Below are 21,485 nucleotides of genomic sequence, written 5' to 3'. Positions count from 1 at the left end.
ATCAGACACCTGCTTTCTTGAACGTCAGAGGAACGATGGTGTTGGCATCGTAACGTGCGGTGCATTCCGCCACGTCGCTGGCACCTGCCTTACAGGTCACTTCCGGCATCGGATAGCGTGAACCGTCGGTGCAACGAGCGTTTCCGCGCGTTTTGATCAACAGCTCGCCGTTGCTGTGTAATCCGGAAAAGACGTCTACCCGGCAGACAATGTTGTCGCCATGCACAACCCGGGCGAAACCTTTATTGTTCTGGATCTGGTAGCGCAGCGACGGCGGTTTGCCGGTGAGCGGATCCTGCACATCGAGAAACGCGCGCCAGGTGCCATTCAGGAAGCGCGTTAACCCCGCTTTGACCTGGTTTGCCTCCATCACCATCGCATCTTTCGGTATCGCGGTAATGACCACTGGTTCGGCTGCCGGTGCAGGCGTTTTCACCTTCGGCTCTACCACTTCGGCCTAGTGCAGCGGGAGTTTCAGCTCAAGCGGCTCGACCGTCTTTACGGGGGCCGGAGCAATGGCGACAGGCACTGGCGCTGGTGTGGCAACAGGCGCTGCGGTCGGGGCCTGTTTTGGCCAAAGCAGCGGGGTGGCAATGGCCGCAATAATGACGGCGGCAACCAGCAGCAACCACAGGGGGGAGCGACGTTTTTTCTTCATGGCCGCCGGTGCGGGCTCTGGCGGCGCGGCGTTCATGCGCACCGGCTCTGGCGTATACAGTTCATCTTCGGTGATACGGACGGAAGCCACAGGCGTGATAAGCGGCGCGTCGGCCTGCTCAAAGGTCACTACCGGGGCCGGTTCTTGCTCCTGTTCAGGTTCAGGCTCGTTAATCACCACTGGCTCAGGTTCAGGGACCAACGATTCGCGCAGGCAGTCCAGCACGTCGTCGCGCGCGTTCTCGTTAAGATTGACGAAACCCCAGAAGCAGATCACCGGTTTGCCATCCACCAGGAAAACAAAGTTTTCACCGGGAAACTGAAAGGCTTTTGAGAGCAGAGAGCCAAACAGTTGCTGCGCCGTTTTCGGTGACTGAAGGCATTTTTTACTCAGCGACTCCACGCTGGCGAGCGTGTTTTCCAGATAGCGTAGGGCGCGATAACGATCATCTTCATCCGCCGCCTTCCAGCTGGAGACGGTTCCCTCAACCGGGGAGTACCAGTCAACGCGATCGCCGCCGTCGTAGACCTGGGGGATGGCCAGACAATCGACGATAGCCTGTTGTTTGCGCAACCGAAGCGCTTCGCGGATTTGCAGCGCTGATTCAAAAACGGCCTGTCCGCCGCCACCAACGGCCTGAAAATCATCCAGATTACCGCTGCGTAAAAGTGTTTTTGCCACGATTTGGTCCTGTAGACTTCTTCACGCCATTACTTTAACGAAACAGCTAAGCAAGCAAACGGCGGAGGAGACGATAAAAGGGACGATTTCTTGCGGCATTGATCGTGATGGTTGTGCTTGACGAATAATGAACCTTAAGGCAAATCGCTTTCTGCGGGGTGATGCTAAAACCAGCGAAATGTACGGCTTTAGAATAACCTGATAGTGATTCGTTATTTGTCAGGCCAATACGTCTGTGCTGTTATTACTGTTCACTATAATAAAACCGAAAGGGTAATAACCATGTCTACAGGGAAAACCGTGCTCGCCCTCGCGCTGAGCGCGCTGCTACCGGCAAGCGCCGCATGGGCGGCAAATAAAGACACCATTATCTACTGCTCCGAGGCGTCGCCGGAGTCGTTTAACCCGCAGATCGCCAGCTCTGGACCTTCGTTTGTCGCCAGCTCGCAAACGCTGTATAACCGTCTGATTAACTTCGACCCGGTAAAAAACACGCCGGTGCCTTCTCTGGCCGAGTCGTGGACCATTTCGCCAGACGGCAAAACATACACGTTTACCCTGCGTAAAGGGGTAAAATTCAACAGCAATAAATACTTCAAACCTACCCGTGATTTTAACGCTGATGACGTTATTTTCTCCGTTATGCGTCAGAAAGACCCTAAGCATCCCTATCACAATGTTTCCCAGGGTAATTACGAATACTTTAATGACGTGGGCCTCGACAAGCTCATTCAGGACGTGAAAAAGATCGACGATTATCACGTCCAGTTCACGCTGAGCGAACCCAACGCGGCGTTCCTGGCCGACTGGGGAATGGACTTCGCCTCGATCCTCTCTGCCGAGTACGCGGACGCGATGCTGAAAAAGGGGACACCTGAAAATGTGGACACCTGGCCAATCGGCACCGGCCCGTATGTGCTTCAGCAGTACAAGGTGGACTCGCTGATCCGCTACGTCGCCAATCCGAACTACTGGGACGGTGAGGTGCCGACCAAACACCTGATCTTCTCCATCACGCCAAACGTTGAGACGCGTCTGGCGAAGCTGCAAACGAACGAGTGTCAGATCATTCCTGCGCCGTCGCCGGTGCAGTTTGAAGCGATCAAGAAAAACAAAGACCTGACCCTGCATTCGGTGGATGCGCTGAACGTGGGGTACCTGGCGTTCAACACGGAGAAAAAACCGTTTGATAACGTGCTGGTGCGCCAGGCTCTGAATTACGCGACGGACAAAAAGGCCATTGTGAACGCGGTCTTTATGGGGTCTGGTACGGTCGCTAAATCGCCGATCCCGCCGAACATGCTCGGCTTTAATAAAGACCTGAAGGATTACGGCTACGATCCGGAAAAAGCGAAAGCGCTGCTGAAGCAGGCGGGTCTGGAAAAGGGCGCGGAAGTGACCCTCTGGTCCATGCCGGTTCAGCGTCCGTACAACCCGAACTCGCGACGCATTGCGGAGATGATCCAGGCTGACTGGGCGAAAGTGGGTGTGAAGGCGAAAATCGTCTCTTACGAGTGGGGTGAGTACCTCTCCGGCATGCGTAAAGGCGAGCATGATTCCGCGCTGTTCGGCTGGATGTCTGATAACGGCGATCCGGACAACTTCGCCGATGTGCTGCTGGGTTGTAACAGCATCAAAACCGGATCTAACGCCGCGCGCTGGTGTGATAAGGGGTATGATGAGCTGGTGCAAAAGGCCAAACTGACCAGCAACCCGGACGAACGTGCGAAGCTGTATGGACAGGCACAGGAGATTTTCTATCAGCAGGCACCGTGGATTGCGTTAGCTAACGGCAAAACGTTCTACGCGACCCGCAGCAACGTGACCGGGTACAGCGTGAGTCTGATGGGCAGTGACTTCTCGAAAGCGAAGCTGAACTGATCGTATTCTTGCCGGGTGGCGGCTATGCCTTACCCGGCCTACAGTTAGCACCCGTAGGCCGGGGAAGCGTAGCGTCACCCGGCACGTGATAAGGAGTGACAATGTCACATTTAAACAAAGTTATCGCCCGCGTCGATGCCACCATCGAAGAGAGCGTGATTACCCACATGAACGAACTGCTGATCGAATTAAGCGATGATGCAGAGCTCAGCCGTGAAGATCGTTATACCCAGCAGCAGCGCCTGCGTACCGCGATTGCGCATCATGGCAAGCAACATAAAGAAGAGGCGGAGGCACGCCATGCCCACCTCACGCAGGGTGGGACTATCCTGTAAGGGTTAAAACTGGCGCCGTGCCACCAGCCAGGCGCCAACCACCAGCATCACTGCGCCGCAGACCGGGCCAACCAGCGCGCGCAGGGGAATGCCGTTGCTCTTGAGGATGTCCATCACCAGACCGCCAATCAGCTGGCTTGCCACCAGTACGGCAATGGTCGTTGCCGCGCCCACATTCTGATATCCGCTAATACTGGCAAAGACAAAAAAAGACCCCAGCAGGCCGGGGATCAACGTCCACCAGCGCACCGTTGACGCCAGTTCGTTAAACCCCGCCAGGCCATTTTTCACCAGCAACATGCTGACAAACAACACAATCCCCACCAGCGAGTTCAGCAGCATGGCGATAAGAATGGTGGAAGAGGATTGCGTAATGCGCACCATAAGGGTGTTTTGTACCACCAGCCCAATCCCGGCGGCCACCAGAAATGCTAACGTCAACGATTGATTCATGGCAGAGCATCCGGATCGCTGCGCTCATCGAGCTGGAGTTGCATAAAGGTTAAATCCAGCCAGCGACCGAATTTGGTTCCTACCTGCGGCATATTTCCGGTGGTAACAAAGCCCAGGGTTTCATGCAGATGAATCGACGCCTGGTTCTGCGCCTCAATACCGGCAACCATCACATGTTTACCAATCTGGCGGGCTTCCTTAATTAATTCCGTCATTAGCAGTCGACCAATGCCTTTGCCCTGATGATCGGGATGAACGTAAACCGAGTGCTCCACCGTATGGCGAAAACCGTCGAATGCTCGCCAGTCGCCAAATGAGGCGTATCCCGTCACTACACCTTCTTCTTCACTGACCAGCACCGGATAACCCAACAGCGTGCGCGCCTCAAACCATGCAATACGGTTATCGGTATCGACAGTTGTATCGTTCCAGATTGCGGCGGTGTGCAGCACCGCATGGTTATAAATTTCACCGATAGCGGCACAATCTTCTTTGCAGGCATGACGAACAATCATGGTTAACCTCTGGCTGTGTTGTTCACTATAGTAGTATGATTTTCTCACAATATTACACAGTTCATGTATTCCATCGCTACGACAAAATCCCTGTTTTTTTGTCACAAAACTGCCCCGAAAAACCATCCGTACACTATAGTATGACGTCATGAATACAATGACAGACAATATGAATCAACGCATTAGCGCCCGCATACGCCTTGAACGCGAGTCGCGTGGCTGGTCATTAAGCGAACTGGCCGAACGGGCAGGTATCTCACGCGCCATGATCCATAAGATTGAACGGGGTGACAGTAGCCCAACGGCGACGCTGCTTGCGCGGTTATCCGGTGCCTTCGGTATTAGCATGTCTACGCTCATTGCGCGCGCGGAAATGCAGGAGGGCAAACTGTTACGTCTGGCGAACCAGCCCGTCTGGCGCGATCCGCAAACCCACTATTTGCGTCGCCATGTGTCGCCGCGCACCGATATGCCTATCGACCTCGTCCAGGTGGAGCTACCCGCAGGCAGCGATGTGCCGATGCCCGCTTCCTCTTACGCGCTGGCGCGACAGCTGATTTGGTTGCAGGCAGGTGAACTGGTCTTTCTGGAGGGGGATACCCGCCATGAAATGAAGGCCGGAGATTGTCTGGAACTCGGGCCGCCGAACGACTGCCGGTTTATCAACGAAACGGATGAATCGTGCCTCTATCTGGTCGTGCGGCTTAATCAGTCCGGCTCATAATGCAAAGGCGATCCGCAGGATAACGTGCCAGACTTGAATGACATTTTCAGCAGTAAGGAGCGAAGAATGAATCAATCAACTACGCAAAACCGACGCTGGGTACTGGCTTCCCGTCCACACGGCGCGCCGGTTGCCGAAAATTTCCGCCTGGAAGAGCAGCCGATCCCCACGCCCGCAGAGGGACAGGTGTTATTACGCACCGTATGGCTCTCGCTTGATCCGTACATGCGTGGCCGTATGAGCGATGCCCCATCCTATTCACCTCCTGTCGAGATTGGCGCGGTGATGGTGGGCGGCACGGTAAGCCGCGTCGAGACCTCCCGCCATCCGGATTATAAAGAGGGCGAGTGGGTTCTGGGCTACAGCGGCTGGCAGGAGTATGAACTTTCCGACGGGAAAGGGCTGGTCAGGCTGGGCGAAAACCCGTCGCACCCTTCATGGGCACTCGGCGTGCTCGGGATGCCGGGCTTCACCGCGTATATGGGGCTGCTTGATATCGGCCAGCCTCAGGCAGGGGAAACCCTCGTCGTGGCGGCGGCCACGGGGCCGGTTGGCGCAACGGTGGGGCAGATCGGAAAAATCAAAGGGTGCCGGGTCATCGGCGTGGCTGGCGGGGAGGAGAAATGCCGTCATGCGGTCGACGTGCTCGGTTTCGACGCCTGTCTGGATCACCATGCGGATGATTTTGCCGAACAGCTGGCGAAAGCCTGCCCGCAGGGCATTGACGTGTATTATGAAAACGTCGGCGGTAAAGTCTTTGACGCCGTACTGCCGCTCCTGAATACCTCCGCGCGCGTGCCGGTTTGCGGACTGGTCAGCGGCTACAACGCGACCAACCTGCCGGAGGGGCCGGATCGCTTGCCGCTGCTGATGGGGACCATCCTGAAAAAACGCATCCGCATGCAGGGCTTTATCATCGCTCAGGACTATGGTCATCGTATCGGCGAGTTCCAGCAGGAAATGGGACGCTGGGTGCAGGAAGGCAAAATTCACTATCGCGAGCAGGTCACCGAAGGGCTGAACGCGGCGCCGGAGGCGCTGATTGGGCTGCTGGAAGGGAAAAACTTCGGCAAGGTCGTGATCCGCGTGGCGGCGGACTAAACAGAGCATCGGTTATGGCGGGCAAAGTCCGCCATAATTATTTGTGAAGATACGATATATTGTCTTTAATTAATCCATAAGCATTGCGCGCCATCGGCCCAGCTGAGCCAGAAGTGGTAAACGTAATAGTAATTGATCAATTTTTATTTTAACGCGCGCCCTTCATACCAGGCATGACGATACAGGATATATCAAACCGGCGATGTTTTTTTAAACAGTCGCTGAAAATGGCATTTTGTTTTGGCTACGGGAATTAAACATGCTTGATTTGGAAAACCTGGAAAAAGCACAAAGAATCAGTCTGACGATGCAAGTTGAGAACAGTTTAAAGGGAGCGTTAATTACGGGCTCATTAAAACCTGGGGCTCGACTCATCACGAAAGAGATTGCGGATAAATTAGGCACCAGCATCACACCAGTGCGCGAAGCCCTGCTGCGTCTGGTGTCGGCAGGCGCATTACAGGCCACGCCTGCTCAGGCGTTTTTGGTGCCAGAGGTTACGCTGGAGCGTTATAACGAAATTAACGCCATCCGAAAACAGCTTGAGCCGATGGCCGTTGCGGCGGCGTGTCAGAATACGACCGAGACCAAACTGGATGCATTACGCGCGCTGTCAGATAACTTCAGCACCGCCATGCATCAGGGCGACGTGCAGAAGGCGATCCATGCCAACCGTGTGTTCCGGTTTACGCTCTATCAGTATGCCGAAATGCCGACCCTGAACTCGCTGATTGAGCAGCTATGGGTACGGATTGGTCCGTGTATCAACTACCTGCACGAAGAGATGAAAGATATCCCTGCCACGACTTACCATTATGCCGATCTGCTTTCTGCGCTTGAGCAAAGGGACGTGACGGCCAGTCGGGAAGCGATCGACCGAGCCATTGATGAAGCCAATATCCTCCTGCAACGGCAATACTACAGTTAAGGATCGCACTGGCGCACTTATTTTTTTATTCGTTTTAAACTTCCCTGAGTATATTCCCGGCGCTTAAGGCTACCGGGAATGATGTTATTTTTTTACCGGCAACGTGCGCTGCCGGAAAATGTTTTACTCAAAGCGATAAGAGACCGACAGGCCCACGCCATAGTTACGGCCAGGGGCGGGTTCGTAATAGCGATTGTAGCCTGCGTTTACAATCTCTGAACCGACGTACTCTTTATCGAACAGGTTATCGACGCGACCAAAGATGTCCATTCCCCATTTGCCGTAATTGAGTTTATACCCGGTATTCAGACCGACCACGGTATAAGAGGGCGCTTTGGCGGTATTGGTGTCGTTTGCCATCACGTCGCTCATGTAGCGGGCATCTGCCCCCGCGTACCAGCCTTCCTCAGGCTCCCAGCCAAACGACGCATACCCCATGTTACGGGCAATCCCCGGCATCCGGTTGCCGCTACAGTCTGCATTGCTACAGACGTTGGTACGGTAGGTCGCATCGAGATAGGTCCACGCCATTTTCAGCTTCCAGTTTTCGGCAAACTGCTGGTCGAGCGCAATTTCCACACCCTGACGGCGCGTTTTCCCCGCATTTTTGTAGGTAGTGCGACCATCTTTGTTTTCGTCTACCACGATCTCGTTGTCGGTATCCGTGCGGAACAGCGCCGCCGTCAGGATGCCATTGCCGATGCGGGTTTTGCTGCCAATCTCATAGGTGTTGTTGGTTGACGGTTGCAGGTTGATATTGAGGCCGCCTTTGCCATCAGAACGGTATGAGAGTTCGTTGATGGTAGGGGTCTCAAATCCCCGTCCCGCCGCGGCATACAGGTTCCAGGCGTCGGTCACGGCGTATTTCACCGCACCAGCCGGGAGCCATTTATGGTAGCTGGCGTCACCGCTGTCATCGCCGTTTTGCGGGGTAATGTAATGATCGTTGGAGTCAAACCAGACGGAGCTGTAACGCACGCCCGCCTCAACGGACAGCTTTTGCGTGAGCTGCCATTGGGTTTGCAGGTAGGGATCAAGGTTCCACATCAGGTTACGTTCGTCACGGCGTTTGTTACCCTTCACGCCAAAATCCGGCACGCCGTTGTTCATCACGAAGTTTTCATACCCGCGGCGATTTTCACTCATATTTTCGTAGTTCAGGCCGGTGGTAAACGTTACCGGCACCAGCAGCTCACCGCGGTGGGTCCAGCGGGTATCAATACCCTGATAGTGGCGCTGCATATCAATTACGCCACCCGAATGCGCAGGATTTTCAGTCTGCGCGGTATCCGGAATGGACTGGTACTGGGTCATTTCACGCTCACCGGCGTACATCATCACGCTGAGGTCGTCCTGTTCGCTCAACTGACGGTCGTAGCGGATCCCGGCCTGGGTCTGCTTAATGGTTTTACGCGTGTTGTACTGATCGCCACGGGGTGACTGGCGTGGGTTGTTCTGCCACTCCTGATAACTCAGTCCGCCCGGATCGTTGGCTTTCATGTCGACGCTGTTAAAAATCAGCGTTAGCTTGCTGACATCATCAATGCGTACGCCCAGTTTCGCATTGGCGAGGTTTTTCCGTGCGCCGCTGTGGTCGCGATAGCCATGGGTGGTGAAGCGGGTTGTGGATACCGCATAGTCCACATCCCCCGCCTGAGTCCCGTCGCCCACCGCACCGGTGGCCTTCATGCCGTAACGCCAGGTGCCGTAACTGCCGTAATAGCTGCTGGCTTCAATTGTGGCTGGCTGTTGTCCGGTCTGGGTGTTGATGTTGATTACGCCGCCGGAGGCATTGCCGTACAGGGCAGAGAAGGGGCCGCGCAGCACGTCGACGCTCTCAATGCTGTTGAGGTCTATGTTTGACGTCTGCCCCTGGCCGTCGGGCATGGTTGCCGGAATGCCGTCCACGTACATGCGGATCCCGCGTACGCCGAAGGTTGAACGCGCGCCGAATCCGCGAACGGAAAGTTGCAGATCCTGAGCATAGTTCTGGCGGTTCTGGATTTGCAGGCCAGGCACGCTCCCAAGGGATTCAGAAAGGTTGATGCGCGGTGTGGCATGTCGCATATCCTCGCCGCTCACCACGCTGACTGCGGCCGGGGTGTCCAGTTCGGAGACAGTTTGCGGCGTGGCGCTGACGATCAGGGTCTGTTCATCCGCGGCCATCGCACTCAGCGGGCCAAAAATGACGGGAGCGAACAGCAGGGGTAGTGATGCCTTGCGGGCAGTAATAATTTTCATGGAGTAAACCGGTTAAGAAAAATTCGAACCAAATCAACTGGAACCTGTGTATATATGTTAAATCCTTTGTAAATGTTATGAAAACTATAACCGCACATTTCGTGAATGTAAGGCTTTGAAGGAAAGAAATACTCCACATTCAACTGATTAATGATTACTATTCTCATTAAAATAACGGCAAAGCGATGACTTTGCCCACCGGAAGTGATGTCAGCGGTAAATCTCCTCATTTAAAAAGGAATTGTTATGTCTTTACGTCATCTGTGCTCGCCGCGCCTGCGTGGGTCTCTGCTGTTGGGCTCTTTACTGTTTGCCGGTACGTTCCAGGTTCATGCCGCTGAAGAGATGTTGCGCAAAGCGGTCGGCAAGGGCGCGTATGAAATGGCCGTCAGCCAGCAGGAAAACGCGCTGTGGGTTGCGACGTCACAAAGCCGCAAAACCGATAAGGGCGGCGTGGTTTATCGTCTGGATCCGGTCACGCTGGAAGTGACGCAGGCGATTCATAACGATCTCAAGCCGTTTGGCGCCACGATCGATAACGCCACCCAGACGCTGTGGTTCGGTAACACCGTCAACAGCGCCGTGACGGCGATTGACGCCAAAACGAGCGAGGTGAAAGGGCGCCTGGTGCTGGACGATCGCAAGCGTAGCGACACGGTGAAGCCGCTTCAGCCGCGCCAGCTGGTGGCCGATGACACGACCAATACGGTGTACATTACCGGCATCGGCAAGGAGAGTGTGATCTGGGTTGTTGATGGCGCAACGCTGAAGCTGAAGGACACTATCACGAACACCGGCACGTTCAGCACCGGACTGGCGCTGGATGCGAAGGCAAAACGCCTGTATACCACCAATGCGGACGGCGAGCTGGTGACCATTGATACGGCAACCAACAAAATCCTCAGCCGTAAAAAAGTGCAGGATGACGGAAAAGAGCACTTCTACCTGAACCTGAGCCTGGACACTGCCGGCCACCGTGCGTTCGTGACGGATTCAAAACAGCCAGAAGTGCTGGTGGTGAATCTGAAAGATGGCAGCGTGATGCAGAAAATCGCCGCGCCAGAATCGCTGGCCGTACTGTTTAACCCGGCGCGTAACGAAGCCTATGTGACGCACCGCGAGGCGGGCAAGGTGAGCGTGATCGACGCCAAAACTTACAAAGTGACCAAGACCTACGATACCCCGGTTTACCCGAACAGCCTGGCGCTGTCCGCGGACGGTAAAACGCTGTACGTAACGGTGAAACAGAAATCAACCCGTCAGCAGGAAGCGACCCAGCCTGACGATGTGATTCGTATCGCGCTCTGATGTGGGATTTGCCCGGTGGTGGTGCGCTTACCGGGCATAAAAAAACCATGAAATGCAGGCCGGGTAAGGCGAAGCCGCCACCCGGCTTTTTTATTAACGCGACGTCTCTTCCACCAGTGGACCGTCCTGTTTGTCATCTCCAGGATGAACCGGTGCGGTACTGTGGATTTCATTCACGCGTTTACGAACGCCAAACCAGCCAGCAATCAACAGCACCGCCAGCAGCGGGATTGTGGCGATGGTGTAGGTACCGTTCGGGTAGTCGAAGGCCATCAGCACCAGCACGCTCAGCAGGAACAGCAGGGTAAGCCAGGAGGTCACCGGTGCGCCCGGCAGCTTGAAGCTGACGTCAGCCGCTTTTCCTTCTTTGATCGCTTTGCGCAGACGCATCTGACACACCACAATAAAGGCCCAGGAGGCAATAATGCCCAGTGCAGCGACGTTCAGCACAATCTCAAACACCTGAGACGGCACCAGATAGTTCAGGAACACGCCAAAGATATACACCACCAGAGTGGCCAGAATACCCGCGTAAGGCACCTGCTGCTTGCTCATCTTCGACATAAACTTCGGCGCAGAGCCCCCCATCGACATGGAGCGCAGGATACGGCCCGTCGAATAGAGTCCGGAGTTCAGGCTGGAGAGCGCGGCGGTCAGTACCACGATGTTCATGATGCTGCCCACGTACGGCACGCCCAGCTTAGAGAAGAAGGTTACAAACGGGCTTTGGCCCGCCTGGTATGCGTTCCACGGCAGCAGCAGAACCAGTAGCACCACGGAGCCCACATAGAACAGGCCGATACGCCAGATCACGCTGTTGATGGCTTTTGGCACCATCGTCTGCGGATCTTTGCATTCACCTGCCGCCGTACCGACCAGTTCGATGGAGGCAAAGGCGAACACCACCCCCTGCACCAGAACCAGCGCTGGCAGCAGGCCGTGCGGGAAGAAACCACCGTTATCGGTAATCAGGTGGAAGCCGGTTGCGTTACCGTCCAGCGGTTTACCGGTGCCGAGGAATACGGTCCCGACCACCAGGAAGATCACAATGGCCAGCACCTTAACCAGCGCGAACCAGAACTCCATTTCGGCGAACCATTTCACGCCGATCATGTTCATGGTCCCGACAATTGCCAGCGCTCCGAGGGCGAACACCCACTGCGGCACATCGCCAAACGCGCCCCAGTAGTGCATATACAGCGCAACGGCGGTGATATCGACAATACCGGTCATTGCCCAGTTAACGAAGTACATCCAGCCCGCGACATACGCGGCTTTTTCACCAAGAAACTCGCGGGCGTAAGAGACAAAGCTGCCGCTGGAAGGGCGGTGGAGTACCAGTTCGCCGAGCGCACGAAGGATGAAGAAAGAGAAGATCCCGCACACCAGATAGACCAGGGCGAGAGCGGGGCCAGCCATTTGCAGACGTGCGCCTGCACCTAAAAACAGACCTGTACCGATAGCGCCGCCGATGGCGATCATCTGCACCTGACGGTTGCCCATCGCCTTGTGATAGCCCTCTTCATGAGAGTTCAACCAGCGACGTTTCGCAGCATGATGATCGGCTGCGCTTTTATTGCTTGTTTTCATTGAGTTACCTGTTTGCCTGTCTGAACCATTAACGTGATAGTCCTGCCTGGCAGATGCCGAAACAAACGATTGCTTCTGCGCAGACACATGCTGCCTTTCCAGTCATTCTGTGTATGGATAAGGCAAAACATGGCGAGGCATCCTACCCGCAATTGATAAGCGACGCAAAATATAACCGTGCCGAAAGTGATGCACGTCGAAGGAAATCGTGTGGTCAGAGCAGACGGGGATCACAACGCGCTGAATCGTGGCGTTTTTTTAGGCAAAAAGGTCTGCGAATGCTGATTTAAACATCAGGTTTACTTAATAGTTACTTATAGGTAGAGACTATTTATGCCGCAGGGCTGCAATGAGTAATGCAAAGGCGGTAGTGTGCTGGCGGCGGCTCGGATAATACAGATGGTATCCCGTAAAAGCCGGACACCAGGCTTCAAGCACACCCACTAACCGGCCCTTAGCAAGGGCGTCCTGAACCGCATCTTGCGGAACATACGCCAGCCCCAGACCGTTTTCGGCGGCATCGATGCGCTGCGGCAGGCTGTTGAGGATCAGCTGGCCGTCAACCCGCACGCGCAGCTCACGTCCGTCCCGTTCAAATTCCCAGGCATATAATCCGCCGCGTGTGGGCAGGCGCATATTAATGCAGCGGTGCTGATCGAGCTGCTCCGGCGTTTTCGGTATGCCGAAACGTTGCAAATACTCTGCTGACCCGACAACCGCCATGCGCATGTCCGGCGCAATACGTACCGCAATCATATCTTTCGCCACCTGCTCACCCAGACGCACCCCCGCGTCAAAGCGGCCATCGACAATATCAGTCAGCCCATTGTCCACCGTGACTTCAACGTTGATGTCAGGATACTGCGCCATAAAGGGTTTAAGCACAGGCCACAGCACCGTAGACATGGCGTGTTCCCCGGCGTTAAGGCGAATATTCCCGGCAGGTCTGTCGCGGGTATCACGCAACGCGGTGAGTTCCTGCTCGATCTCCAGCAGATGGGGGCTTAAGCGCCTAAAGAGTTGCTCGCCGGCCTCGGTAGGGGCCACGCTACGGGTGGTGCGGGTTAACAGACGGACTTCCAGCCTCGCTTCCAGCTTGCGCATTGCGTGGCTGAGTGCCGACTGAGATACCCCAAGCTGCGCCGCGGCGCGGGTAAAGCTGCGCTCCCGGGCGACGACCATAAAGGAAAGCAGATCGTTGAAGTTGTCTTTTAACATGGCGGCTTACTCGATTTATGAATTGAACTCATGGTTCCTTTCTGATTATGCACTCTAATGCTCCCCATGGCTTTACGCTACTGTTAACGCAACAGCAAACGAGGAGTAAATCATGAAAATTATCCGTAGCGGTTCGTTACCTTCCGTTCAGGGTCCAGAGGCCTGGTTTACCGGCAGCGTGCGCATTGACGCGCCTTTCCAGGCGACTGAACCGGCAAAAGTCGGTGGCGCGACCGTCACCTTTGAACCCGGCGCACGTACCGCCTGGCATACGCATCCTCTTGGACAAACGCTGATCGTGACGCAGGGGCGCGGCTGGTTACAGGAGTGGGGGAAAGAGGCGGAACCGCTGAATCAGGGGGATATCGCCTGGATCCCACCCGGCGTGAAGCACTGGCACGGCGCAAGCGCGCAGACGGCGATGACCCATATCGCCATCGCAGAAGCGGTCGACGGGAGTCCGGTGGCGTGGCTGGAGAAGGTCACCGACGAGCAGTATCCGAACGAGTAGTCTGGCGTTTCGTAAACAAATTATTAACGTTATGATTCGATCCGTTTTCTTCAGCATTTGCAGGCGGAACGGTGAAAATCAATATCATAGGTACCAGCGGAAGTGGGAAAAGCACGTTTGGCAGGCGAATCGCGGAGGCGCTGGCTATCCCTTACATTGAGATGGACAGGCTTTACTGGCGAGTGAACTGGCAGGGAACACCGGACGATGAGTTTCTTGCAACCCTGGAAAAAGCGCTCGCCGCCTCGCCTGACTGGGTCCTGGACGGGAATTACAACCGCACACGCGACGTTAAGTGGCGCGACGTCGATCTGGTGGTGTGGATAGATCGTGGGTTTATCCGCACGCTCTGGCAAGCGGTGACGCGGGCCTCCAGACGCGCCTGGCACAAACAGGAGCTCTGGCCCGGCACGGGGAACCGCGAAAGCTTTCGTCGGTCGTTCCTTAGCAAGGACTCTATTATCATCTGGACGATCAAAACCTGGCGCAGCAACCGCAAACGCTATCAAGCGGATATGCAAAACCCGCAGTACAAACACATTCGCTTTCTCCGCATTACCCGACGGCAGGATGCCGAAAGACTCATTGCCTCGCTTAAATCACGCCGATGACAGACTCTCTATTGCCGTTTTCCGGCAATCCAAATGTAAATTAATTGTTTCTCAGAGGTGAAATCCGCCTTTAATAATGACGACATGTTAAGTCAAACGAGAACGCAACATGTCATGGCGAATCAGCATTCTGGATAAAAGCCCCGTCGCAGAACACGAAACAGCCGCCGATGCGCTGGCGCGAACCTTAGCACTGGCGCAGCAGGCAGAAACGCTGGGTTATCACCGCTTCTGGATTGCCGAACACCACAATACCCCGCAGCTTGCCAGCCCCTCGCCGGAGCTGCTGATTGCCTGGATCCTCGGGCAAACAAAGCTTATTCGCCTGGGCTCAGGCGGCGTCATGCTGCAACATTACAGCCCCTACAAAGTCGCCGAAAATTTTAACGTACTGGCCGCCATTGCGCCGGGCCGGGTTGATCTGGGCGTTGGCAAAGCGCCCGGCGGTCTGCCGCTCTCTACCCGCGCCTTGCAGTACGGCCTAAATCCGCAGGAGAAAGGCAGCTTTGCGGACCAACTGACGCAGCTTGATCGCTGGATCCGCCCTGAAAATCAGTCAGCGGAGGAGGACGTTCGCGCCACGCCGCTGCCACCGGCGCCTGCCCGGGGATTCCTGCTGGGCGCCAGTACCGAAAGCGTGCTGCTGGCGGCCTCCCTCGACTGGCATTTTGTCTTTGCCGCCCATCTGAATGGTGATCCTGAGCTGCTGCGCGAGGTCGTCACAGCCTGGCGTCAACACAGCGTCCGGGAGGTGATTGTGGCCGTGCAGGTCATTGTTGCCCCAACCCAGGCTGAGGCCGATGCGCTGGCGCAGAAGGTTGAAGTGTGGGGTGTGGAGCTGGCAAACGGACAGCGCGTCACCGTCGCCAGCGAAGAACAGGCCTACGCCTTTGCGCGGCAGGCGGGGAGTGAACCGGTGCGCATTGCGCGTCGGGCGCAGTCTCTGCTGGCCGGAACGGCGGCGTCGGTGCTTGAACAGCTCAACGCGCTGCATCAGCAGTGGGGGATTGACGAATTTATCATCGACACGCCGGTCGCTGATGGCGCAACGCGCGTGCAGTCCCTGCGACTGCTGGCCGAGGCGCGTCTTAACAGGGAGGTTACCGTATGAGCTTTAGCGAACAACTGATTGCCTGGCGCCGTGAGCTGCACCAGAACCCTGAACTCTCCGGTCAGGAGGTCGAAACAACGGCCCGCCTGCGCGAGTGGCTGACGGCAGCCGGGATTGCGCCGCTGCCTTACGATCTCCAGACCGGGCTGGTTGCGGAGATCGGCACGGGCAACGCACTGGTTGCGCTGCGCGCCGATATCGACGCGTTACCCATCGACGAGCGCAGCGGGGTGCCGTTTAGCTCCCGGCGTGCCGGGGTGATGCATGCCTGCGGACACGACATTCACACCAGCGTGATCCTAGGCGCCGCGCTAAAGCTGAAAGAGCGGGAAGCCTCGCTTAACGGTCGCGTGCGGATCCTGTTCCAGCCTGCGGAAGAAAATTTCGGCGGAGCGAAAAGCATGGTGCGGGCCGGGGCGTTACGCGACGTACGCGCGATTTTCGGGATGCATAACGAGCCGTCACTGCCGGTCGGCGAGTTTGCCACGCGCGGCGGCCCGTTCTATGCCAACGTCGATCGCTTCGTTATTCACGTGACCGGCAAAGGCGCGCATGCCGCACGTCCCCATGAAGGCAACGACGCCATCGTGCTGGCAAGCCAGCTGGTAACCGCGCTGCAAAGCGTAGCCAGCCGTAACGTCAATACGCTGGATTCGGTTGTTCTGAGCGTGACGCGCATCGCCGGGGGGAATACCTGGAATGTGCTGCCGGAAAGCGTTGAGCTGGAGGGCACGCTGCGCACGCACCGCACGGAAGTGCAGCAGAACGTGAAAGCGCGCGTCGGTGAAATCGCCGCCGGATTTGCCAGCGCCTTTAGCGCGCAGATCAACATCACCTGGTACGCCGGGCCCACCGCGCTGGTGAACGATGAGCACTGGGCCGTGTTTGCCACCTCGGTCGCGCGCGAAGCGGGATATGAAACCCGGCATGCGGAACTGCACATGGGCGGGGAGGATTTCGCGGTCTATCTGCAAAACATACCCGGCGCGTTTGTCAGCATTGGCAGCAACAGTCCGTTTGGGTTACATCACCCGGCATTTAACCCGGACGAAGCATTAATCGAACCCGCTGCCCGCTATTTTGCTCAGCTCGCGGAAAAAGCCCTGCAACACGTTTAATTAATTTGAGGTGAATATGACTGCACATCGTCAATTGCGGCTGGGGACCATTTTGCATGGTGCATCCGGTAATATGTCTGCCTGGCGCCATCCCGCGGCGGTCGCGGATGCCAGCATTAATTTTGATTTCGTTAAAGAAACGGCTTTAAAAGCAGAAGAGGGCAAGCTCGACTTTATATTTGTGGCCGACGGCCTTTATATTAACGAGAAATCCATTCCGCATTTTTTAAACCGCTTTGAGCCGCTGACGGTGTTGTCCGCGCTGGCGAGTATCACCTCGCGCCTGGGGCTGGTCGGCACGTTATCCACCTCGTACAGCGAGCCCTTCACCGTTGCACGCCAGTTCGCCAGCCTCGATCACCTGAGCAACGGACGCGCGGGCTGGAACGTGGTGACGTCACCGCTGGAAGGGTCAGCGAAGAACTTCTCACGTGAAAAACACCCGGAGCATGCGCTGCGCTACCGCATTGCCGATGAGTATCTCGACGTGGTGAAGGGGCTGTGGGATTCCTGGGAAGGGGATGCCTTTATCCGCAATAAAGAGAGCGGACAGTTCTTTGATGCGTCGAAACTGCATACTCTTGATCACCACGGTGATTTCTTCCAGGTTTCCGGCCCGCTGAATATTGGCCGCACGCCGCAGGGACGTCCGATTGTCTTTCAGGCTGGTGCGTCCGACGACGGTAAAAAGCTGGCGGCAAAACACGCTGACGCCATCTTTACCCACCATGACACGCGGGAAGAAGCCCAGGCTTTTTACCGCGATGTTAAACAGCAGCTGGAAAGTCACGGCCGTCGCGCAGGGGATTTACATATATTCCAGGGCGTCAGCGTGATTGTTGGAAACGACGCCGATGACGTAGAAAACCAGTATCAAACTACGGCGGCACTGGTCTCCATTAATGATGCGCTGAATTACCTCGGACGATATTTCGAGCATCACGACTTCAGCCAGTATCCCCTCGACGCGCCGTTCCCGGATATTGGCGATTTGGGCAAAAACAGCTTTCGCAGCACCACCGATGAAATCAAGCGTAACGCCCGTGAGCGCAACTTAACTCTGCGTCAGGTCGCGCTGGAAGCCGCATCGCCGCGCCCGCGTTTTTCCGGCACACCGGAGCAGGTGGCCGATGGTTTACAGGCCTGGTTCGAAGAGAAGGCGGCGGATGGCTTCATCATTCAGGGCGGCACGCCGGACACCTTCCCGCGCTTTGTTGACCAGGTGGTGCCCGTTTTACAGGCGCGTGGCCTGTTCCGCACCGACTATCCCGGCACCACGCTGCGCGAAAGTCTGGGCTTAGACGAGCCCAAAAATCAGTTCACACAACAATAAAAGAGAAAAACGCTATGCAGAAATCATCGCTTATTCTGGCGCTTGCGCTGGCCTTTACCCCTGCCGTCTGGGCAGAGAATGTCAATATTAACGGCACCGGCGTGAGCATTGAGGCCAATAAAACGCCGATCAATACCGCCAAAAACAGCGATGCGATCGCGCAACTGCCGAAAGACTATCGCTTTGCCGTGCCGGGGAAATTTACCGTGGCGGTGGCGGGTCTGAATCAACCGCCACTGACGGTCTTTTCCGACGACAACAAAACTCTGCTGGGAAGTGAGGTCGACATTGCGCGTCTGGTATCGGACAGCCTCGGACTGGAGCTGAACGTGGTGCCCACCTCCTGGGAGGACTGGCCGCTGGGGGTTGCCTCCGGGAAATACGACGCGGCTATTAGCAACATCACCGTCACTAAAGCGCGCAAAGAGAAGTTCGACTTCGCCACCTACCGCAAGGATTCACTTGGCTTCTACGTGAAATCCACCAGTCCGATCAACTCGCTTGTGAAGGCAGAGGATATCGCCGGGCTGCGCATCATCGTAGGTCCCGGCACCAACCAGGAGGCCATTCTGCTGGCATGGAACGAAGAGAACCTCAAAAAAGGGCTTAAACCCTTTACGCCGATCTACACCAAAGACGACGCGGCCCAAACGCTGGCGCTTCAGTCCGGACGCGCGGACGCCTACTTTGGCCCGAACGTGATCGGTGCCTGGAAAGCGGCGCTTAACGGTAAAACCAAACTGGTCGGCAGCGTCGACGGCGGCTGGCCGAAGGCAGCGCATATCGCGGTGACGCTGAAAAAAGGCAGCGGCCTGGTCGAACCGGTTCAAACCGCGCTGAACGGCGCGATCAAGAACGGAGATTACGACAAAGTGCTGAACCGCTGGGGGGAAGGCGTGGAGCGTATCTCCAGTTCCGAAGTTAACCCGGCGGGTCTGGGCGATTAAGGAGGCGCTATGCGCGAACAATTTCGTGACGTTTCGCCGGAAGATGCCGATCTTCAGCCCATTATCGAGGGGCTTTTTGGTGAATACGCCGCTCGTTACGGCGACTACTTTTCAAAGGATGCGGAAGTCGAGCTGACAGAGTGGTACCTGGCGCCGCAGGGGCTGTTTATCGTTCTGGAGCGCGATGGCGAGATCATCGCCACCGGGGCGTATAAGCCCTTCGACGAACATACCGCAGAGATCAAACGTATCTGGACGAATAAAACGCTGCGCCAGCAGGGGCTGGCCGCGCGCGTGGTACAGGAGCTGGAGCGCCGGGCGGTGCTGGCGGGCTACAGCCACATCTACCTGACCACGGGGTTTCGTCAGCCGGAGGCGGTGCGGCTCTATCTCAGCCAGGGGTATCAGCCGCAGTTCGATCTCAACCGCGACCCGGAAGAGTACAGCCAGCCGCCGTTCGACGGTCGGCTGCGTTTCACCAAGACGCTGATCCGCGAAGCGCTCAGCAAAACCGCATAAGGAGCGACGATGAGCAACGTTGAAACCATAAAAGTGGTCCCGGCACGTTATCCGCTGCGCGCTGCTGGCGCCGTGGTGGCGCTGTTTGTGCTGGCGGTCGTGATTCAGTCCGTGGCCTTTAATCCGCGCTGGGAGTGGGCGGTATTTGCCCGCTGGTTCTTCGACCCGGTGATCCTCGAAGGCGTCGGCCAGACGCTGCTGCTGACGTTGATAAGCACTGTACTGAGCGTGGTGATTGGCGGCATGCTGGCGCTGGCGCGGCTCTCGTCATCATGGCTGTTGAGCAGCCTGGCGTGGGGTTACATCTGGCTGTTCCGATCGCTGCCGCTGATCGTGGTGCTGATTATCCTCTATAACTTCTCCTATCTCTACGACACGCTCTCTCTCGGCGTGCCTTTTACCGGCATTACCTGGGGCAGCTTTGAAACCATCAACGTTCTCGGGCAGTTTTCTACCGCCATCGTGGGGCTGACGCTGGTGCAGAGCGCCTATACTGCGGAGATCATTCGCGGGGGCTTCCTTGGGGTCGACCACGGTCAGTATGAGGCGGCCGCTGCGCTAGGTCTGCCGGCGTGGCGTCGCACCGTGCGCATAATTCTCCCGCAGGCGCTGCGCACCATCCTGCCGTCCGGGTTTAACGAAATTATCAGCCTCGCAAAAGGGACGGCGATGGTGTATGTGCTGGCGATGCCGGAACTGTTCTACACGATCCAGATGATCTACAACCGCACCCAGGAGGTGATCCCGCTGTTGATGGTGGGGGCCGTCTGGTATCTGGTGATCACCACCGTACTGTCTGCCATCCAGCATGTTATTGAGCGTGGACTCGCCCGCAGCGAGCGCCGCTCCGCCGTAAACCAGAACCGGGCGGCGAGTCGCTCGCGTTCGGTCACCACTTCGCCAGCACAGGAGCCTGTTCATGCAAGCCTCTCCTGAAGGACACATTTCCATTACCGGCGTCAGTAAGTTTTTTGGCCGACATAAAGCGCTCGATAACGTCACGCTTGAGATCCCGCCGGGCTCCGTGACGGTGATCCTCGGCCCCTCTGGATCGGGAAAATCGACGCTGCTGCGCGCCATTAACCATCTGGAGCGCGTAGACGAAGGCTTTATTCAGATTGACGGGGATTACATCGGCTATCGCCGTCAGGGTGACAAACTCTACGAACTAAAAGAGAGAGAGATCCTCAAACAGCGCGTCAACGTTGGGTACGTGTTTCAGAACTTCAATCTTTTTCCGCATCTCACGGTGCTGGAAAACCTGATTGAAGCACCCATCGCGCATAAAAAGTTCAGTAAAAAAGAGGCTGTTGAAAACGCCTACAGCCTGCTGGATGTGGTAGGACAGCGCGATAAAGCCGATGCCTGGTCGCGTCACCTCTCCGGCGGCCAGCAGCAGCGTATCGCCATTGCCCGCGCGCTTGCGCTGCGCCCGCGCGTGATGCTGTTTGATGAACCAACCTCGGCGCTGGATCCGGAACTGGTTGGCGAAGTGCTGGACGTGATTAAAAAACTCGCCCGTTCCGGCACTACGCTGGTGGTGGTCACCCATGAGATCGGCTTTGCCCGGGAAGTGGCGGACCAGGTGGTATTTATGGTCGACGGTAAAATTGTGGAGCAGGGCAGCAGCGATGACGTTTTAAACCGACCGTCTCATCCGCGAACGCGCCAGTTCCTCTCAAAAGTGCTGTAAGGAGCGCAG

At 56.4% G+C, this 21,485-nt stretch carries 18 protein-coding genes and 2 pseudogenes; 14 read left to right on the top strand and 6 right to left on the bottom strand.

The features are described from left to right. Position 1 precedes the first annotated feature (1 nt). Positions 2–1,339, bottom strand: a pseudogene (locus tag ACOTXL_RS01825) (SrfA family protein). Positions 1,340–1,621: 282 nt separating this feature from the next. On the opposite strand from ACOTXL_RS01825, the gene ACOTXL_RS01820 reads away from it, so the two are divergent. Together ACOTXL_RS01820 and ACOTXL_RS01815 are read left to right on the top strand one after the other, a co-directional pair. Next, positions 1,622–3,220: an ABC transporter substrate-binding protein gene (locus ACOTXL_RS01820; protein WP_003856968.1), complete on the top strand. Its 1,599-nt coding sequence runs from the start codon at positions 1,622–1,624 to the stop codon at positions 3,218–3,220. A gap of 101 nt (positions 3,221–3,321) precedes the next feature. Further along, positions 3,322–3,555, top strand: coding sequence for a YdcY family protein (locus ACOTXL_RS01815; RefSeq protein WP_003856971.1), 234 nt, complete (start codon positions 3,322–3,324; stop codon positions 3,553–3,555). Between the two features lie 3 nt (positions 3,556–3,558). Here ACOTXL_RS01815 and ACOTXL_RS01810 read toward each other — a convergent pair whose 3' ends face one another. After that, positions 3,559–4,008 (bottom strand): DMT family transporter, encoded by a 450-nt coding sequence (locus ACOTXL_RS01810; RefSeq protein WP_032658547.1) that lies wholly within the window; start codon positions 4,006–4,008, stop codon positions 3,559–3,561. Next, positions 4,005–4,523 (bottom strand): GNAT family N-acetyltransferase, encoded by a 519-nt coding sequence (locus ACOTXL_RS01805; protein ID WP_015570449.1) that lies wholly within the window; start codon positions 4,521–4,523, stop codon positions 4,005–4,007. The genes ACOTXL_RS01810 and ACOTXL_RS01805 overlap by 4 nt, the downstream gene beginning before the upstream one ends. 148 nt (positions 4,524–4,671) lie before the next feature. Here ACOTXL_RS01805 and ACOTXL_RS01800 point away from each other — a divergent pair, with 148 nt between their 5' ends. The 3 genes from ACOTXL_RS01800 to ACOTXL_RS01790 all read left to right on the top strand — a co-directional run bounded on the left by ACOTXL_RS01800 (position 4,672) and on the right by ACOTXL_RS01790 (position 7,276). Next, a complete protein-coding gene (locus ACOTXL_RS01800) occupies positions 4,672–5,247 on the top strand; it encodes a helix-turn-helix domain-containing protein (RefSeq protein WP_003856978.1) in 576 nt (191 codons plus the stop codon). A gap of 66 nt (positions 5,248–5,313) precedes the next feature. Continuing rightward, a complete protein-coding gene (locus tag ACOTXL_RS01795; RefSeq protein WP_045336345.1) occupies positions 5,314–6,348 on the top strand; it encodes an NADP-dependent oxidoreductase in 1,035 nt (344 codons plus the stop codon). A 259-nt stretch (positions 6,349–6,607) separates the two neighbouring features. Further along, a complete protein-coding gene (locus tag ACOTXL_RS01790) occupies positions 6,608–7,276 on the top strand; it encodes a GntR family transcriptional regulator (protein ID WP_045350031.1) in 669 nt (222 codons plus the stop codon). 123 nt (positions 7,277–7,399) lie between these two features. Here the strand turns inward: ACOTXL_RS01790 and pqqU are convergent, their stop codons facing one another. Further along, the gene (gene pqqU / locus ACOTXL_RS01785; protein WP_045336343.1) at positions 7,400–9,517 is read right to left on the bottom strand and encodes a TonB-dependent receptor PqqU; all 2,118 of its coding nucleotides are present in this window, start codon (positions 9,515–9,517) and stop codon (positions 7,400–7,402) included. A gap of 246 nt (positions 9,518–9,763) precedes the next feature. Between pqqU and ACOTXL_RS01780 the strand changes: the two genes are divergently transcribed. Continuing rightward, a complete protein-coding gene (locus ACOTXL_RS01780; protein WP_032658537.1) occupies positions 9,764–10,825 on the top strand; it encodes a YncE family protein in 1,062 nt (353 codons plus the stop codon). Between the two features lie 93 nt (positions 10,826–10,918). On the opposite strand, the gene ansP is transcribed toward ACOTXL_RS01780, so the two are convergent. Together ansP and ACOTXL_RS01770 are read right to left on the bottom strand one after the other, a co-directional pair. Beyond that, positions 10,919–12,415, bottom strand: coding sequence for an L-asparagine permease (gene ansP / locus ACOTXL_RS01775; protein ID WP_022648235.1), 1,497 nt, complete (start codon positions 12,413–12,415; stop codon positions 10,919–10,921). A 327-nt stretch (positions 12,416–12,742) separates the two neighbouring features. After that, on the bottom strand, positions 12,743–13,633 hold the full coding sequence (locus tag ACOTXL_RS01770; RefSeq protein WP_045350030.1) for a LysR family transcriptional regulator: 891 nt from the start codon (positions 13,631–13,633) through the stop codon (positions 12,743–12,745). 112 nt (positions 13,634–13,745) lie between these two features. On the opposite strand from ACOTXL_RS01770, the gene ACOTXL_RS01765 reads away from it, so the two are divergent. The 8 genes and pseudogenes from ACOTXL_RS01765 to ACOTXL_RS01730 all read left to right on the top strand — a co-directional run bounded on the left by ACOTXL_RS01765 (position 13,746) and on the right by ACOTXL_RS01730 (position 21,476). Next, positions 13,746–14,144, top strand: a complete 399-nt coding sequence (locus ACOTXL_RS01765) for a (R)-mandelonitrile lyase (protein WP_023314200.1) — start codon at positions 13,746–13,748, stop codon at positions 14,142–14,144. Positions 14,145–14,215: 71 nt separating this feature from the next. Beyond that, a complete protein-coding gene (locus ACOTXL_RS01760) occupies positions 14,216–14,755 on the top strand; it encodes a shikimate kinase (RefSeq protein WP_045350028.1) in 540 nt (179 codons plus the stop codon). Between the two features lie 109 nt (positions 14,756–14,864). Further along, positions 14,865–15,866: an MsnO8 family LLM class oxidoreductase gene (locus ACOTXL_RS01755; protein WP_045350026.1), complete on the top strand. Its 1,002-nt coding sequence runs from the start codon at positions 14,865–14,867 to the stop codon at positions 15,864–15,866. Next, a complete protein-coding gene (locus ACOTXL_RS01750) occupies positions 15,863–16,984 on the top strand; it encodes an amidohydrolase (protein WP_003856998.1) in 1,122 nt (373 codons plus the stop codon). Before ACOTXL_RS01755 ends, ACOTXL_RS01750 begins: the two co-directional genes overlap by 4 nt. A gap of 16 nt (positions 16,985–17,000) precedes the next feature. Continuing rightward, positions 17,001–19,264, top strand: a pseudogene (locus ACOTXL_RS01745) (NtaA/DmoA family FMN-dependent monooxygenase). A gap of 9 nt (positions 19,265–19,273) precedes the next feature. Next, the gene (locus tag ACOTXL_RS01740; protein ID WP_003857004.1) at positions 19,274–19,783 is read left to right on the top strand and encodes a GNAT family N-acetyltransferase; all 510 of its coding nucleotides are present in this window, start codon (positions 19,274–19,276) and stop codon (positions 19,781–19,783) included. A gap of 9 nt (positions 19,784–19,792) precedes the next feature. Next, a complete protein-coding gene (locus ACOTXL_RS01735) occupies positions 19,793–20,719 on the top strand; it encodes an amino acid ABC transporter permease (protein WP_003857005.1) in 927 nt (308 codons plus the stop codon). Next, positions 20,703–21,476 (top strand): amino acid ABC transporter ATP-binding protein, encoded by a 774-nt coding sequence (locus ACOTXL_RS01730; protein ID WP_045350022.1) that lies wholly within the window; start codon positions 20,703–20,705, stop codon positions 21,474–21,476. Before ACOTXL_RS01735 ends, ACOTXL_RS01730 begins: the two co-directional genes overlap by 17 nt. Positions 21,477–21,485: the final 9 nt, after the last annotated feature.

Origin of the sequence: Enterobacter cloacae complex sp. IR5402, from assembly GCF_049238125.1 — a bacterium.
GTDB lineage: Bacteria > Pseudomonadota > Gammaproteobacteria > Enterobacterales > Enterobacteriaceae > Enterobacter > Enterobacter hormaechei_C.
Note: the sequence above shows the minus strand (reverse complement) of the source record. Positions and strands in the feature narration are given on the sequence as shown.

Coding starts and splice junctions, on each gene's coding strand:
- ACOTXL_RS01820 (WP_003856968.1), top strand. CDS start 1,622: ATGTCTACAGGGAAAACCGTGCTCGCCCTCGCGCTGAGCGCGCTGCTA.
- ACOTXL_RS01815 (WP_003856971.1), top strand. CDS start 3,322: ATGTCACATTTAAACAAAGTTATCGCCCGCGTCGATGCCACCATCGAA.
- ACOTXL_RS01810 (WP_032658547.1), bottom strand. CDS start 4,008: ATGAATCAATCGTTGACGTTAGCATTTCTGGTGGCCGCCGGGATTGGG.
- ACOTXL_RS01805 (WP_015570449.1), bottom strand. CDS start 4,523: ATGATTGTTCGTCATGCCTGCAAAGAAGATTGTGCCGCTATCGGTGAA.
- ACOTXL_RS01800 (WP_003856978.1), top strand. CDS start 4,672: ATGAATACAATGACAGACAATATGAATCAACGCATTAGCGCCCGCATA.
- ACOTXL_RS01795 (WP_045336345.1), top strand. CDS start 5,314: ATGAATCAATCAACTACGCAAAACCGACGCTGGGTACTGGCTTCCCGT.
- ACOTXL_RS01790 (WP_045350031.1), top strand. CDS start 6,608: ATGCTTGATTTGGAAAACCTGGAAAAAGCACAAAGAATCAGTCTGACG.
- pqqU (WP_045336343.1), bottom strand. CDS start 9,517: ATGAAAATTATTACTGCCCGCAAGGCATCACTACCCCTGCTGTTCGCT.
- ACOTXL_RS01780 (WP_032658537.1), top strand. CDS start 9,764: ATGTCTTTACGTCATCTGTGCTCGCCGCGCCTGCGTGGGTCTCTGCTG.
- ansP (WP_022648235.1), bottom strand. CDS start 12,415: ATGAAAACAAGCAATAAAAGCGCAGCCGATCATCATGCTGCGAAACGT.
- ACOTXL_RS01770 (WP_045350030.1), bottom strand. CDS start 13,633: ATGTTAAAAGACAACTTCAACGATCTGCTTTCCTTTATGGTCGTCGCC.
- ACOTXL_RS01765 (WP_023314200.1), top strand. CDS start 13,746: ATGAAAATTATCCGTAGCGGTTCGTTACCTTCCGTTCAGGGTCCAGAG.
- ACOTXL_RS01755 (WP_045350026.1), top strand. CDS start 14,865: ATGTCATGGCGAATCAGCATTCTGGATAAAAGCCCCGTCGCAGAACAC.
- ACOTXL_RS01750 (WP_003856998.1), top strand. CDS start 15,863: ATGAGCTTTAGCGAACAACTGATTGCCTGGCGCCGTGAGCTGCACCAG.
- ACOTXL_RS01740 (WP_003857004.1), top strand. CDS start 19,274: ATGCGCGAACAATTTCGTGACGTTTCGCCGGAAGATGCCGATCTTCAG.
- ACOTXL_RS01735 (WP_003857005.1), top strand. CDS start 19,793: ATGAGCAACGTTGAAACCATAAAAGTGGTCCCGGCACGTTATCCGCTG.
- ACOTXL_RS01730 (WP_045350022.1), top strand. CDS start 20,703: ATGCAAGCCTCTCCTGAAGGACACATTTCCATTACCGGCGTCAGTAAG.